A 13698-nucleotide genomic window follows, 5' to 3' on the forward strand; every position below is an offset into this window, starting at 1 on the left:
TCATGGCATCTGTTCACAAAGAATTTCTCGTCGACGCCACACCCGACCAGGTCTGGGATGTGCTGTGCGACTTCGGTGCTGTGCACGAACGCCTCGTTCCAGGCTTCGTCACCGCGACCCGGCTCGACGCCGACACCCGCACAGTCACCTTCGCCGACGGCACCATCGTCGCCGAACGGCTCGTCGACCTCGACCCGGTGAGCAGGCGCGTCGCCTACACCGTGGTCGGGGGCAGCCTGCACCCCTCCCATCACCACGCCTGGATGCAAGCCCTACCGGAAGCAGAGGGCACCCGGTTCGTCTGGCACATCGACGTTCTCCCTGAAACTCTCGCCGCACCGATCGCCGAGTTCGTCGAACACGGCGCCACTGTCATGCGCGCGACGCTGGCTGCGCAGGCAACGCCTCGGACGTGACGGCCGCATTGACACAGCGAGCGGCCGAGCCGATCCAGGGACCCGGCTCGGCAGTACTCGAGGTGGCCGAGTACAGCCTCGAGGCCGACGGCGCGGCCGGTCACTGTGACACCGCATGCCCGCTGGGCCGGGATCTTCCGGAGTGGGGAGGGCACGGCCGACAATGACCCGGCGCGGCGAGCGGAACTCGCTGCGCCGGGTCACCCCGGGACGGCTATTTGGTGGTGTCGATGATGTCGCCGACGAGACTCCACCGATGACCGGTCAGACGCTGGATCTGCAGCGCCTCGATCGGGAACGCGTCGCCCGCGACCGTTTTCAGCGTCACGCCCGCCAGCAGGAGATCGACCAGGATGTTGTTCAGGTTGCGCATGGAATCGCGCAGCCCCTCCCCGGTCGGGCAGTCCGCCGCCGCCAGGGTCTTGGCGAAACTGTCCGCACTCGCCCAGCCGATGATGACAAAGTCGCTGTACCCAGGGTCGGGAGAAGGGCTACGCGGGCAAATACGGCTGAGCGCGCTTTTCGCCGTCGAACACGCGCAAGGTTTGTGTGGCGGCGAGTGGCTCGTAGTGGTCGGTGAACAGTTTGGCGATGAGCTCGCCTCGGCTGGTGACGCCGACTTTGTCGAAGATCGCTTTGACGTGGTCGCGCACGGTGTGTGCGGACAGGAACAGGGTGGCCGCGATGTCGCCGGTGGACCGGCCACGCGCGATCAGTTCGGTGACGTCGAGCTCGCGGCGGGTGAGCTCGTAGGCGGCCACCACCAGCGAGGCCACCTCTGACGGTGTGGCGGGCTCGATGACCAGCGCTGTCATTCCCGGTGTCCCGGCGAGGTCGCGTAGGCAGGAGGCGTGGCACACCAGCCATCGCCCGGTCGTGGTGCGGATGCGGATCCGGGAGTTCTCGCCGGTGATCCGGGCCCGGCCCGCGGTGCTGAGAATCCATACGGGCAGCGGTAATTCGATGCCTTGCGCGGTCGTGGTGGCAGGGCCTGGCGGCATCTGAGCGAGCAGATGCCGGGCTTCGTCGTTGATCGAGACCAGGCCACCGCGCGGGTCGAACAGCAACATGCCGGGAGCTTCCGCGCGCCCTGCTGCAGCGGGGGCGAGCGGTTGGGCAAAGCTGCGCAGCCGCCGGGCTATCGGCGTGGACAACCCGCTCAATAGCGCAATATCGTTGTCCTGGAATGGCTTTCGCCCGCGCTCGCGGAACAGGCTCAGCTGGCCCCACGGCTGTCCGTCGACACGGAGCACGGCGCGCAATTCGTCGTCGAAACCGCGCGGGCACATGAAATTTCGATACAACGAGCTCAGTCCCGGGTCATCGCCGGTCACCGCGCGCAAACCCGCGACCGGGACCGGCGCGCGCGCCAGATCCCGGAACAGGTTCACATGTTCGGAGAAGAGCTCCGATTCCCAATAGGTGCCGCACCCACCTTCGTGGAGGTTCTCCACCCGGACGGGCGCGGTGGTAAGACCATTGATCGGATCGGTCGCCACCCATACCGCGGCGTCGAACGGCGTGGTGCGGCGCAACCGCGTCGAGGTCTCTGCGAACAGCGCGTGCGCGTCCGCGGCCTGCTCGATCCCGGCCAGCAGTCGACGCATTTCGAGTGGAGTCACACCCATGCCCGCAACCTTGCCGTCCCGGACCGGCGACCACCATCCCACATATGAGGGGTAATCGACTGACCACGTGCGAAATTCCCGCGACGGTGCGAACCCCACGATCGGGGGATGTTCGAGGTGGCGGCGGGCGGGCGACGCTGGTCCGGTCTCAGTGATCGGAAGGAAACACGATGGATCTCGGCATTATCGGTGCGGGCACGGCGGCGGTCGGACTGCTCGACGCACTCGCAGCCACCGAGGGCACGCCCGGCAGCATCACAGTGTTCGACGGCTCGTCCGCGGTATGGCGGGGGCGGCCGTACCAGCCGGACGTCGAGGCGGTCCGGGTCAACGCGCCGCCCGCGCTCATGTCGGTGCGCGCCACCGACCGCGCGCACTACGCACGGTGGCTGCAGGACCGGCACGAGGTGGCCCGATATCTCGACGAGGGCCTAGGTCAGCCGCTGGTCCCCCGCAGCGTGTACGGCGAATACCTGGAGCAGACCGCCCAGACCGCGATCGGCCGACTGCGACGGAACGGCTGGCAGGTCAGCATGGTGAACTCGCGGGTGGTCGATTTCTCCCGCCCTGGCGCGAGCGACGGCAGGGCGGTCCTGCACACCGCGAACGGCGGCAGTCATCCGGTCGATCGCGCGGTGCTGAGCGTCGGGAGTGGGCGTCCACGTGACCATTACGGGCTCACCGGTGCGCCCGGGTACGTCAACGAGCCGTACCCACTGGCCGATACGATTGCCGGGATACCAGCCGACGCGCGCGTCGCAGTTATCGGCAGCGGTCTGACGGCGGTCGATATCGCCGTGGCGCTGACGACCGACAACCACACCGGGCCGATCAGCCTTCTCTCGCGCAGCGGAGTGCTCCCGTTCGTGCAACAGCGCCCCCTTCCGCTCGCACCACAACACCTCACTCCGGCCAACGGGCTGCGGCTGGCCGCCGCCGGCGTGGTGCACTTCCACCAGTTGGTCGAGCTCATGCGCGCCGAACTCGCTGAGCTGGGACAGGATTTCGAGTCGTTTGCCGCAGAGATCCGCGCCACCGAGCAGCCTGTGACCCGGCTGCGCCGCCAGTTGACCGAGCTGGACAACCCGCATCAGGGACGCCGCCTGCTCACCATGGCGATCCGAGTGCTCGGCCCGATCGTGTGGCCGCTGCTGGCCGAGCAGGACCGGAGCATGCTGCGCTCCGAGTACTTCCGTACGATCAGCAGCCTGAGTTCACCGATGGTGCCACGCAACGCGAAAATCGTATTGCGGCTGCTGGATTCGGGCCAGCTCCGGCTCCGTCCCAGCCTCGGCAAGATCGAGGCAAGGCCGGGCGGCGGTTTCACCGTCCACGACGACGCCGAATGGCACGCCGATGTGGTTTTCAACGCCGTCAACCCGCCCGCGTACACCACGCCCCAGGAGACCGAACCCCTCGTCAGCGCGCTACTCGCCAGCGGCGCAGCCGAATCGGCAGCCACCGGCGGCCTGTGCGTCGAACCCCGTACCCGCCGCCTGCTCGTCGCGGACCGGCCCGACCCCACCTGGCACGCCCTGGGCAATCTGGCCGCCGACTCCCTGTTCATCGCCACGAACCCGCCCGGTCTGGCCATGGAAGCCGCCGCCCTCGCCCACCACCTCATGGCCTAGATCGGGTCGCCCTGGCCGCCTGCCAATACCTACAAGCTGCGCCACCTCAACTGACAACGGACAGCCGGACCGAAGCCTGAGCATGCTGCTCGAGCTCAGCATCGCGTCGATTGCCTGCGGAGTCGATTCGGTCCGCAGCCGTGGACCGGCTGGGAGCCGATCCCATGATGACGCGAGCCTGGATGGCTGATTCCACGGGGTTTGGTGGACCTGAACGCCATGTCCGAATCCAGCCAGACATCGGATGGGCATGTCCGTTGAATAGCTTTCATGAGTGAAACCCCGACAACCAAAACAGCTCTGGTAACCGGCGCGAGCCGGGGCATCGGCCGTGCCATCGCTGAACGATTGGCCCGAGACGGTGCACTGGTAGCAGTACATTTCGGTCAGAACGACGCGGCAGCCAAGGACGTAGTCGCCGGGATCGAAGCCGACGGTGGCCGAGCTTTCGCGGTTCGCGGCGACCTCGGCTCCACCGACTTTGCCACCCTCCTGGATGACGTGGACGCAGGCTTCGTCGGCCTCGGCGCCCACGCCGGCCTGGACATCCTGGTCAACAACGCGGGCATGACCATCATGAAAGGCGTCGACACCATGACGCCCGCGGAATTCGACACCATCTTCGCCACCAATGTCCGCGCCCCGTTCTTCCTGGTGCAAGGCGGCCTCGACCGGCTCCGTGACGGCGGCCGCGTCGTGAATCTGTCCTCCGCCGTCACTCGGTTGGCGATCCCCGACATCCTGGCCTACACCATGACCAAAGGCGCGATCGACAGCTTCACCCGCGTACTCGCCCAGGCTCTCGGCCCGCGCGGCATTACAGTCAACGCCGTCGCCCCCGGCTATGTATTGACGGATATGAACGCCTGGCTCATCGATAACCCCGACGGTCAGCGCGAAGCCTCCTCGAACGTCGCCCTCGGTCGCGTCGGCCGCCCCGCCGACATTGCCGACATCGTCTCCTACCTCGTCAGCGACGACGCCCGGTGGATCACCGGCCAAACCCTCGACGCCAGCGGTGGTACCGCCCTCTAGTCGGGTAAGACCTATTGTGTCGCAGTCGATTTCGACGACCTTTTCTCGGAGAGCGTGATGATATTGGTGGGCCTGTACGGCTCGCTAGGGCTCGCGACGATGCATTCGCCACACTGACAGGTCGCCGTCGAGCGCGATGTGTTCGACCACCGTGAACCCGAACCGCTGATACAGCGGAAGGTTTCGTTCGGTCGAGGTATCGAGCCAACAGGCGTGCCCTGCTCGGTCCAGTTCGGTCAGGCCATGTTTCATCAGCGCCGTGCCGAGTCCGGTTCCCCTGGAGCGCGGTGTGGTGCCGATGGTCGCCAGCACCCATGCGCCGTCGGGCACCGGCAACGTCGACATCCGTTCTTCAGCCGCCATCAGACGATCGAGTCGGTCGCCGTGCAATTCCACGATTCTGGCCGACACCTCCGCGGTCGGCGCTGGGGTCTCGGGAGGAAGGAAGGCGATCACGCCGTTGCCGGTGGTGTCGATGTAGGCGCTCCCATGCGGCAGTGCCATGTGCTCGAGGTAGACGCGCTGCAGCGATGAGATGCGGTCCAGGTGAGCGTCTTCCGCGACACACCAATTCGTCCAGGGGTAGTCGGTGAAGGCCTCGCCGAGTATCTGTGAGGCGCGGTCGAGGTCTGCGGTGGACAGGGTGCGGATCGATGTGGGCATGACCAATTTGTACCTATGTACAATTTTGATGTCCAGTCCATTTCCGGCCGCGTACGACCACACTTTGGCGTTCGGTGTCCGAGGCCGAGTGCACGTGCAACGGAGAGATCGATGGCTTACCTGGCCCGCGCCGCGCGCCGTGACTCGATGGTCGAGGCGGCCGCCACGGTGGTGGCACGAGAGGGACTGAGCGCAGTGACGGCGCGCGCCGTCGCGAGCGAGTTCGGCGGCTCGCAAGGACAGATACATCATCATTTCGCCTCGACCGATGATCTTGCCGCCGATGCGTGGCGGCGGTACGCGGACCGCGAGGTCGAGGCCTACCAGCGCGCGGTTGCCGACCTCGACCCGTACACCGCGCTGACACTGTTCTTCGCCGACCTGATCGGCGAGAGCGGCGACGAGGGGCACGCGCTGGCTCGTTGGGCCGAGGCCGGTGCGCACGCCCAAATACGCGGCCCGGTAGCGATCAGCTATGTCGAAACCCTCACACAATTGACCGACGTCCTCACAGCCGTACTGTCCGGCGTGCTCTCCGACGCGACGGAGGCGCGAGCGTCCGCCGCTCGCCTCCTGATGCTCGGCGTCGGACTCGCCGGAATCACCCGGATCACCGACGACCCGCCACTGCCGGTACGGACGGTCATGCTCTCCGCGATTCGAGCCGAAATCAATTGACAGAAGCCTCAAGGCGCCCGCGCGTCAGGGGCTTCGCATTGGCCTTTTCGTCGCTGTCGGCCGCATGGCTCACTGCCATCTACGGCCAGATCGCCGCGCGATACCTCGGCTCGACGATTCTGATCGGCGCCGACAGCTCGCCCGAATCTACCGCGCTTCGATTCATCGACCTCCGAGCTGAATGTGCTTTATGAGTGCCCACTTCGGTCCCGAGGTACAGCTGCCCTGACGGATCCGCGTCAGCCGGGGTGAATCCACGATCCGACCGGAGTCGGCGGGAGCGCGCGCACGACGCCCATCAGCGGTGGGCACCAGAAGGCCGACGACATGCAGACGAACGCACCGGTCTTGTCGTAATTCCAGGCGTCTCCATGCCAGCCCCATGTCAAGCCGTCCTCCGACGGGCTCATAGGACACTCCTGCGCCGCTTTGCCTGCACACGGGCCCTGCACGCCCCACGGTCCGACCGGGTAGGCGGCGGCGCCCGGCGCGAGCAGCACCCCGCCGGCGACAATTCCCGATACGGCGACAATCGAAGCCAGAACTCGGCGATTCATGCTGGGCTCCCTCCAGGCCGACGCGGCATCTCCGAGTCAGGCGGACAATTCCAGATGCGGCCCAATATACGGAGAACGACATGCACCCCTGGACAGGAATCGCTATCCGGTCACCAGAGATTCGACAATGCGTTCTGCGATTTCGGCATCCAACGGTGTCCGAGCAACCGCGGGCCGCCACCAGCGCACGCTCGACAGCGCGGCGGCTTTCCGCGCGAGATGCGTTCCCGCCCAATGTGTCCCGGCCGACGCGGTGGCCGGCCGGGACTCGGGTCGCGGTTCAGCGTAGATCGAAACGATCGTTGTCGACCACCTTGACCCATGCGGCAAGGAAGTCGTTCACGAACCTCTCACCCGCGTCCTTCTGGCCATACACCTCGGCGACCGCGCGCAACACCGAGTGTGAGCCGAAGACGAGGTCATTGGCCGTAGCGGTCCACCGCTTCTCACCGGAGCGCCGGTCGATGCCCTCGAAGACGTTCTCCTGTGTCTCCGACGCCTTCCACTCCGTGCTCTGATCGAGAAGATTGACGAAGAAGTCGTTGGTCAGCACGCCCGGCCGATCGGTGAAGACGCCGTGTGAGCTGCCGCCGTGATTGGCGCCCAGCACGCGCAGCCCACCGATCAGCACCGTCAGCTGCGGCGCCGTCACGTCGAGCATGTAGGCGCGGTCGAGCAGCAGCCGCTCGAGCGGTGCCTTCTCCCCGGGACGCGCATAGTTGCGGAAACCGTCGGCGCGCGGTTCGAGCACCGCGAACGACTCCACATCGGTGCTCTCCTGCGAGGCGTCGGTCCGGCCGGGCGCGAACGGCACAGTCACGTCGTAACCGGCGTCCGCGGCGGCCTTCTCCACCGCCGCGGAGCCGGCCAGGATGATCAGGTCGGCCAGCGATACCTTCTTTCCGTCGGTGGCCGAGGCATTGAAGTCCTGCTGGATCCGCTCGAGCGCGGACAGCACCTGCGCCAGGTCGCCCGGTTCGTTGATCTCCCAGTCACGCTGGGGTTGGAGCCGGATACGGGCGCCGTTGGCGCCACCGCGCTTATCGGTACTGCGGAAGCTCGCCGCCGACGCCCGTGCGGTCTTGACCAGCTGAGCGACAGACAATCCGGAGTCCAGGGCGGTTGACTTCAGCGCGGCGATCTCCTGCTCGTCGATCAAGGGATGGTCGACCGCGGGAACCGGGTCCTGCCACAGCTGCGGCTCGGCAACCCAGGGGCCGAGGTAGCGGCTCACGGGCCCCATATCGCGGTGCAGCAGCTTGTACCAGGCCTTGGCGAACGCTTCGGCCAGTTCTTCGGGGTGGTCGAGCCAGCGCCGGGTGATCTCGCGATAGGTCGGGTCTTCACGCAGCGAGAGGTCGGTGGTCAGCATCGTCGGTGTCCGGCCGGGCCCACCGAACGGGTCCGGGATGAGGCCTTCGCCCGCACCGTCTTTCGGCTTCCACTGCCATGCGCCTGCGGGGCTCTTGGTGAGCTCCCATTCGAAGCCGTACAGGTTCTGCAGGAACCCGTTGCTCCACTGAGTGGGGGTGGCGTCCAGACGACCTCCAGGCCGCTGGTGATGGCGTCCTTGCCCTTGCCCGTGCCGAAAGTGCTCTTCCAGCCCAGGCCTTGCTGCTGGATCGGGGCGGCTTCGGGCTCGGCGCCGACCGAATCCGCGTCGCCCGCGCCGTGGGTCTTGCCGAAGCTGTGACCACCGACGATCAGGGCGGCTGTCTCCTCGTCGTTCATCGCCATGCGGCGGAACGTCTCGCGGATGTCCCGCGCCGCGGCCACGGGATCGGGCGTGCTGTTGGGCCCTTCCGGATTGACATAGAAGTAGTCGGCTGAACCCTGCCCACGGAGTTACTGCATCTCGTAGATCCGTTCTCTCGCGGGTATGCGACATATCGAGTCTCTTTTCGCGAAAGGAGATGAGCAGCGATGATGGTGGACCAGAACATCGCCATGCCGTGAGCTGGTGAACAGCATGTTCCCGGGCGCGCCGATGATGAGGCATCACGCACCGCTGAAAGCCCGATGCCGTCGACTGCACTGCTTTCGGCGGCATCGGCTTGCGGCGGGATCCCACCGCCTGGGCCGGTGAAGCTGACTTGACTCGACGGGCATCAATCGGGCCGGTTTCACAATGATCGCTGTCTTGCTCGTTGAAATCACCTCGGCTGATGGCGGTCGCGGCGAGAATTCAGGCCCGATCCTCATCGGAATACGGCAGGGTGCCCAAGCCTTCGTCCTGGTCGATGACTCGGTGCTGCGCGGCCGAATCGGACGATTGCTTGCCTTTCTGGTCGGTGTGAGTGTGATTGTGTTCGCGCTCACCGCTGCCATCGACCCCTATCGTCAGACAAGGCAGTTCCACCATGCTCTGCGATGTGAGCAGACCGGAGGCACCTGTTTCACCGAGGAGTCTGTCTCGATCAGTGAGCGGCGTACTTACGAAACGACTTCCAACGACGACCGGCAGCGACGGCACAACAAGCACCACCAGAACAACCCATTACGAGCTCACATGGCAGCGCGGCGATGGTTCCCGCCAATCCCACGAGGTGAGCTGGGATCTCTACGACAGGTCTCGAGAGGGCGTGCAAGCGAGTCTGCAGCTGTGGCGCGGGCAAGTCGTCGGCATCACGGTCGACGGGCGGACGGATACATTCTCACCGAGTGAAGCTGACCTGCTCGGCCTCTGGTTGTGGCCGGCCTTCATCGGTCTCGGAATTGCATTGTGGGGTCTGCTCCGCTGGTGGGACGGCTGGCTGTCGTCTTTACCGGCTTCTTCACCGTTGTCGGGGCATTACTGCTGGCCACTTCACCGTCGAAATCGGTCAATACCGCGCGGTGGCAACGAGCTCGTACTCGGCCCCGATCGCTATTTGGGACAGCCTCGTCAGATGCCGAGCCCGGTACGGAGAGTGGGCCACGAGTCGTGTAGCGCCTGTTGCCAGTACGGCCAGGAATGGGTGCCGAACACTGCGTACCGCACAGTGGGTCGCAGGCCCGCAACCCGCATCAATCCTTCTACGGTCCGGGTACAGGCCAGTGCGCCTTCCTCCAGGCTGATTGCCCCGGCGAGGTCGAGCGGGTAGGAGAAGCTGGGATCGAAGTCGACATCGGCCGGGCCCTGCGAGCCATTGCCGACAGACATGTACAACGCAGTGTTGCGAAGGGCGCCCAAGTGTTTCGTGGGATCGTGGGCTGCCCAGCCGGGCGCCAGCGAGCCGCCCCACATCTTGTCCGGGTTCCCGCCACGGTGATGCACCGCAGCACGGACCATGGGCTGGCCGACGCCGCCCGTGAGCAGACAACCACTGAAGACGCCGACGGCCCGGTAGAGGCCAGGGCTACGGAAGGCAAGCGTTGCCGCGGCATGCCCGCCCATCGACAACCCCGCGACCGCGTTCACACCGTTTCCCGAGAGCTCCCGATTCACCAACGGCGGCAGTTCCCGAGTCAGGAACTGTTCCCACCGGTTGTGACCGAGCGCGTCGTCGTCTTCGAGCCAATCGGTGTAGAACGTGCCGCCACCGCCGATCGGCATCACCACGTTGACGTTCTTGTCCGCGAAGAAGGCCGGCGCATCGGTGCGCATCGTCCAGGTGCTCTGCGCCTGATCATCGCGCGCGCCCGTGCCATCGAGCAGATACAGGGTGGGACGTCGTGCGGATCCCCGCGGATGCAGAACGTCCAGGCCGACCACGCGGCCCATCGACGGTGAGTAGACGTAGATCTGCTCCCAGGTGTCGTTGCGCGCGACGCGATGGTCGATCGTCGCAGTGACAGCATGCGCAGGGCCCGGCGCCAGCAGCGAGGCGAAGATGCCAAGGGCCGCTACCGCGCCTAGGATCTGGCGGTGCATCGCGGTGAACCGAGAAGGTGCTGCTGTCATCAGATCCTCCCGGACCCGGACGGTCGCCGGATCCGAAGAGGATACCGTTCCTGTCTCGAATCTTGTTACCCCACAATGGATTCGCGCCTGGCCAGCGCGTTCTCTGGCACCATCGCCCTCGGGCGCCGATGGCGTCGATCTCGGCGATCAAGGCTGCGTAGTCGGGATCGAGCGCCACCAACTCGGTGTCACACCACCACGCCCGCCCCAGGCCGGTGTCGTAGCCGTTGTTGATGACCGAGACCGACATCGTCGACCTCCATCACAGGCTCAGGCGTTGATGGCCGCCGGTTCGCGGTCGTGGTCGCGGGCGATTTCGATCTTGCGTGGTTTGGCCTTCTCCGCGACCGGGATCGACAGGCGAAGTACCCCGTTGCGGTAGTCGGCGCGGATCTGGTCGGTATCGAGGCTCTCGCCCAGGAACAGCTGGCGGCTGAACACCCCGCGCGGGCGCTCCGCGGCGATCATCGACCGGTTCGCGTCCAGGCCCGGCCGCGACGCGCGCACGGTCACCACATTGCGTTCGACGTCCAGATCCAGCGAGTCCGGGTCGATACCGGGCAGGTCGAACTCGACGACGAACTCGTCACCGTCGCGCCAGGCATCCATCGGCATGGCCGCCGGCTGTACCGCTGTGCCGAACACCTGCTGGGTCCACCGGTCCAGATCACGGAAAGGATCGGTGCGCATCAACATGGTCGCCACCTCCAACTCACTCCATTCGCGGTAGTATTTTGATCAGATAACCTATGTCATCCGACATAGCTATCATTTAGCATTCGACCCAGATGAGTGCAAGTACCAGAACCAAGTAATCTGGTGGAGAACCACAAAATCGAGGTGAGGACGCAGGTGGTCTCCCCACACGACCCGATACCGGCAGCGCAGGCGGTGTACGCGATCTCCGTGGCCGCGGAGCTGGCCGGCATCGGGGTACAGACCCTGTGCCTGTACGAACCACACGGCCTGGTCACCCCCGCTCGCAGCGCGGGCGGCACCCGCTTAGGGATCCACTCTCACGAACCGTGTCGGCAGGCGGAGCTCCGGTGTGGGCCTTCTGGCCGCGCCTGTGGCTGGAGCCCGCCGTCTGGATGACGTGGTCGCCCAATCTGTTGGCACTGGTCAGGGTAGCGGCGCGCTCCACCGCAGTACGATGCCGCCTCGCGGGCCGGGCTGGATGGTGAAAGCGCCGCCCATCTCGGTCGCGCGGGCCGCGAGATTGCCCAATCCGCTTCGGCGCGTGTTCGCCGGGTCGAGGCCGATACCGTCGTCGGAGATCTCGATCGTCACCTCATCACCCACCACGACTTCCACTGCCACAGCGCTGGCTCGCGCGTGGCGAACGACATTGCTGATCGCCTCCCGCAGCACGGCTTCGACATGCGTCGACAGCGGCGGCTCGAGCACGGTGACCGGCCCGGCGAGTCGCACGGTGGTACGCAACCCGGCATCAGCGGTCATCTCCGTGATGATGCTGTGGAGCCGCTTGCGATAGGTCGCGGAGTGGCTCGCGGTGTCGGACTGCAGGTCGAATATCGAATGCCGGATGTCCTGCACGATAGCCTGGATATCGTCGATGGTCTCGTCCAGGCGCGCCCGTACTTCCACCGCCCTGGTCCGCTGCATCGTGCTCTGCAACGACAAGCCGACGGCGAACAATCGCTGGATGACGTGATCATGCAAACCACGGGCGATTCGGTCACGATCGGCGTAGACGTCGAGTTCGCGCATGCGGCGCTGACTGTCGGCCAGCCGCAACGCCACTGCCGCTTGTTCGGCATAAGTGGCCATCAGCGATTGGTCCACCTCACCGAGTTGGCTGGTACCCACCGGGAATACCGACGTCAAGACGCCGGTGACCGTTCCGTTCGCGCGCAGCGGGAGGGTGAGAACCGGCCCGAAATCCTCGATCGAGTCGAAGATCGGATTGCTGGCCGGGAAGTCCGCGGCGACCGCCTGCCCGGAACGGAACGCTTCGGCCGAATGCGAATCGTTCAGCGGCATACGCTTGCCCACCAAGGATTCGGCATCGATGCCTGCGGCCGCGACCACCAGGAGCTCGGTCACCTCCTCGCGGGGCAGATCCGGGTCTTCCGGAAGTGCCAGAAACGTACAGGCCGAGCCGGTGAGGGAACGGCCGCGTTCGGCGACCAACCCGAGTACATCCTCCGGCACACCACCGGCGAGAAGTTCGGTGGATATGTCCCGGATCGCCTCGAGCCACTGCTGGCGCACCCGGGACTGCTCGTAGAGCCGGGCGTTCTCGATCGCGATTCCTGCCGCAGCGGCCAATGCCTGCACGACCACTTCGTCATCCTCGGTGAATTCGAGCCCGCCGGCCTTCTCGGTGAGATAGAGATTCCCGAAGACCTCGCCACGCACCTGTACCGGAACACCGAGGAAGGTCCGCATCGGCGGGTGATTCTCGGGGAAACCGACCGAGGACGGGTGGTCGGACAAATTCGAGAGCCGAATCGGCTTCGGCTCGGCGATCAGCACTCCCAGCACGCCTCGTCCACGAGGCAGATCCCCGATCAGCAGGCGGGTTCGATCGTCGATCCCCTCGTTGACGAACGCGGCGAGCTGGCTGCTGGTCTTGTCGGTTTCCCGCACACCCAACGCGCCGTAGCCGGCGTCGACGAGTTCTATCGCGGTGTGCACGATCGTGCGCAGCGTGTTGTCCAGTTCCAGACCCGCTGTCACCGCGAGCATGGCCTCCATCAACCGGTCCATCCGGTCTCGGACATCGACGATCTGAGCGATCCGATCCTGGACCTCGCCGAGCAGCTCACGCAAACGCAGCTGCGACAGGGTTTCGGTCACCGGAGGCCTACCGACCGCCGACGCGTCGTCCATGTTCCGGATTCTTCCACGGAACAGCCACCCCCTATCGACCTCGTCGGGAGATCACAGGCGAACTGTGACCTACACGTTCAAGCCCGGGTCGCGAGAAATTCGACGCACGTGTGGATGGTCGCCAGATTCGGATAGTCGCTTTCGTCGATGCGGATTCCCGTGGCTGTGGTGAGCCGCTCGACGAAGGTCAGAAAATCCAGGGAATCGAGGTCGAGAGTGGCGCGCAGAGGCGCGTCCGCGGCCAGGTCTGCCAGATCGGCGGCTGGCGCGAAGCCGCGGAGCGCGCTTCGAACGGTTGCCTCCGCGTCGTCACGAGACAGCGAATCGGACATGTCGTTCACACCTCTCTGA

General features: G+C 65.7%; 13 protein-coding genes and 2 pseudogenes. 5 read left to right on the forward strand and 10 right to left on the reverse strand.

The genetic code is table 11. From position 1 onward, the window contains the following. Positions 1 to 2: 2 nt before the first annotated feature. Complete coding sequence (locus tag IEY60_RS27805) at positions 3 to 416, forward strand: SRPBCC family protein (RefSeq protein ID WP_189033455.1); 414 nt, start codon at positions 3 to 5, stop codon at positions 414 to 416. Positions 417 to 630: 214 nt separating this feature from the next. Here the strand turns inward: IEY60_RS27805 and IEY60_RS27810 are convergent, their stop codons facing one another. Both IEY60_RS27810 and IEY60_RS27815 read right to left on the reverse strand, forming a co-directional pair. Further along, entirely contained in the window at positions 631 to 789 is a 159-nt protein-coding gene (locus IEY60_RS27810; protein WP_189033456.1) for a hypothetical protein, read from the reverse strand. A gap of 118 nt (positions 790 to 907) precedes the next feature. Next, positions 908 to 2044: a LuxR C-terminal-related transcriptional regulator gene (locus tag IEY60_RS27815; RefSeq protein ID WP_189033457.1), complete on the reverse strand. Its 1137-nt coding sequence runs from the start codon at positions 2042 to 2044 to the stop codon at positions 908 to 910. A gap of 170 nt (positions 2045 to 2214) precedes the next feature. Between IEY60_RS27815 and IEY60_RS27820 the strand changes: the two genes are divergently transcribed. Together IEY60_RS27820 and IEY60_RS27825 are read left to right on the forward strand one after the other, a co-directional pair. Further along, a complete protein-coding gene (locus IEY60_RS27820) occupies positions 2215 to 3675 on the forward strand; it encodes an FAD/NAD(P)-binding protein (protein WP_189033458.1) in 1461 nt (486 codons plus the stop codon). 270 nt (positions 3676 to 3945) lie between these two features. Continuing rightward, the gene (locus tag IEY60_RS27825) at positions 3946 to 4710 is read left to right on the forward strand and encodes an SDR family oxidoreductase (protein ID WP_189033459.1); all 765 of its coding nucleotides are present in this window, start codon (positions 3946 to 3948) and stop codon (positions 4708 to 4710) included. An 84-nt stretch (positions 4711 to 4794) separates the two neighbouring features. Here IEY60_RS27825 and IEY60_RS27830 read toward each other — a convergent pair whose 3' ends face one another. Then, on the reverse strand, positions 4795 to 5436 hold the full coding sequence (locus tag IEY60_RS27830) for a GNAT family N-acetyltransferase (RefSeq protein WP_229740182.1): 642 nt from the start codon (positions 5434 to 5436) through the stop codon (positions 4795 to 4797). 48 nt (positions 5437 to 5484) lie between these two features. Here IEY60_RS27830 and IEY60_RS27835 point away from each other — a divergent pair, with 48 nt between their 5' ends. Next, positions 5485 to 6051: a TetR/AcrR family transcriptional regulator gene (locus IEY60_RS27835; protein WP_189033460.1), complete on the forward strand. Its 567-nt coding sequence runs from the start codon at positions 5485 to 5487 to the stop codon at positions 6049 to 6051. 239 nt (positions 6052 to 6290) lie between these two features. Here the strand turns inward: IEY60_RS27835 and IEY60_RS27840 are convergent, their stop codons facing one another. The 5 genes and pseudogenes from IEY60_RS27840 to IEY60_RS27860 form a co-directional block, all read right to left on the reverse strand. Beyond that, the gene (locus tag IEY60_RS27840) at positions 6291 to 6608 is read right to left on the reverse strand and encodes a hypothetical protein (protein WP_189033461.1); all 318 of its coding nucleotides are present in this window, start codon (positions 6606 to 6608) and stop codon (positions 6291 to 6293) included. 280 nt (positions 6609 to 6888) lie between these two features. Then, positions 6889 to 8426 (reverse strand): annotated as a pseudogene (locus IEY60_RS27845) (peroxidase family protein); the annotation flags it as partial. Between the two features lie 367 nt (positions 8427 to 8793). Further along, positions 8794 to 9093, reverse strand: a complete 300-nt coding sequence (locus tag IEY60_RS27850; RefSeq protein WP_189033462.1) for a hypothetical protein — start codon at positions 9091 to 9093, stop codon at positions 8794 to 8796. A 399-nt stretch (positions 9094 to 9492) separates the two neighbouring features. Continuing rightward, positions 9493 to 10491, reverse strand: coding sequence for an alpha/beta hydrolase (locus IEY60_RS27855; RefSeq protein WP_189033463.1), 999 nt, complete (start codon positions 10489 to 10491; stop codon positions 9493 to 9495). A 270-nt stretch (positions 10492 to 10761) separates the two neighbouring features. Next, positions 10762 to 11187 carry an Hsp20/alpha crystallin family protein gene (locus tag IEY60_RS27860; RefSeq protein WP_189033464.1) on the reverse strand — a complete coding sequence of 142 codons (426 nt, stop codon included), beginning with the start codon at positions 11185 to 11187 and terminating at the stop codon, positions 10762 to 10764. A gap of 156 nt (positions 11188 to 11343) precedes the next feature. Here IEY60_RS27860 and IEY60_RS35980 point away from each other — a divergent pair. Then, positions 11344 to 11493, forward strand: a pseudogene (locus tag IEY60_RS35980) (MerR family transcriptional regulator); the annotation flags it as partial. A gap of 120 nt (positions 11494 to 11613) precedes the next feature. Here the strand turns inward: IEY60_RS35980 and IEY60_RS27865 are convergent. Next, positions 11614 to 13347: a GAF domain-containing sensor histidine kinase gene (locus tag IEY60_RS27865; RefSeq protein ID WP_189033465.1), complete on the reverse strand. Its 1734-nt coding sequence runs from the start codon at positions 13345 to 13347 to the stop codon at positions 11614 to 11616. 77 nt (positions 13348 to 13424) lie between these two features. Further along, positions 13425 to 13679 (reverse strand): phosphopantetheine-binding protein, encoded by a 255-nt coding sequence (locus IEY60_RS27870; protein ID WP_189033466.1) that lies wholly within the window; start codon positions 13677 to 13679, stop codon positions 13425 to 13427. Between the last annotated feature and the right edge of the window lie 19 nt (positions 13680 to 13698).

It is taken from the genome of Nocardia rhizosphaerihabitans (genome assembly GCF_014646295.1).
GTDB classification, from domain to species: Bacteria; Actinomycetota; Actinomycetes; order Mycobacteriales; family Mycobacteriaceae; genus Nocardia; species Nocardia rhizosphaerihabitans.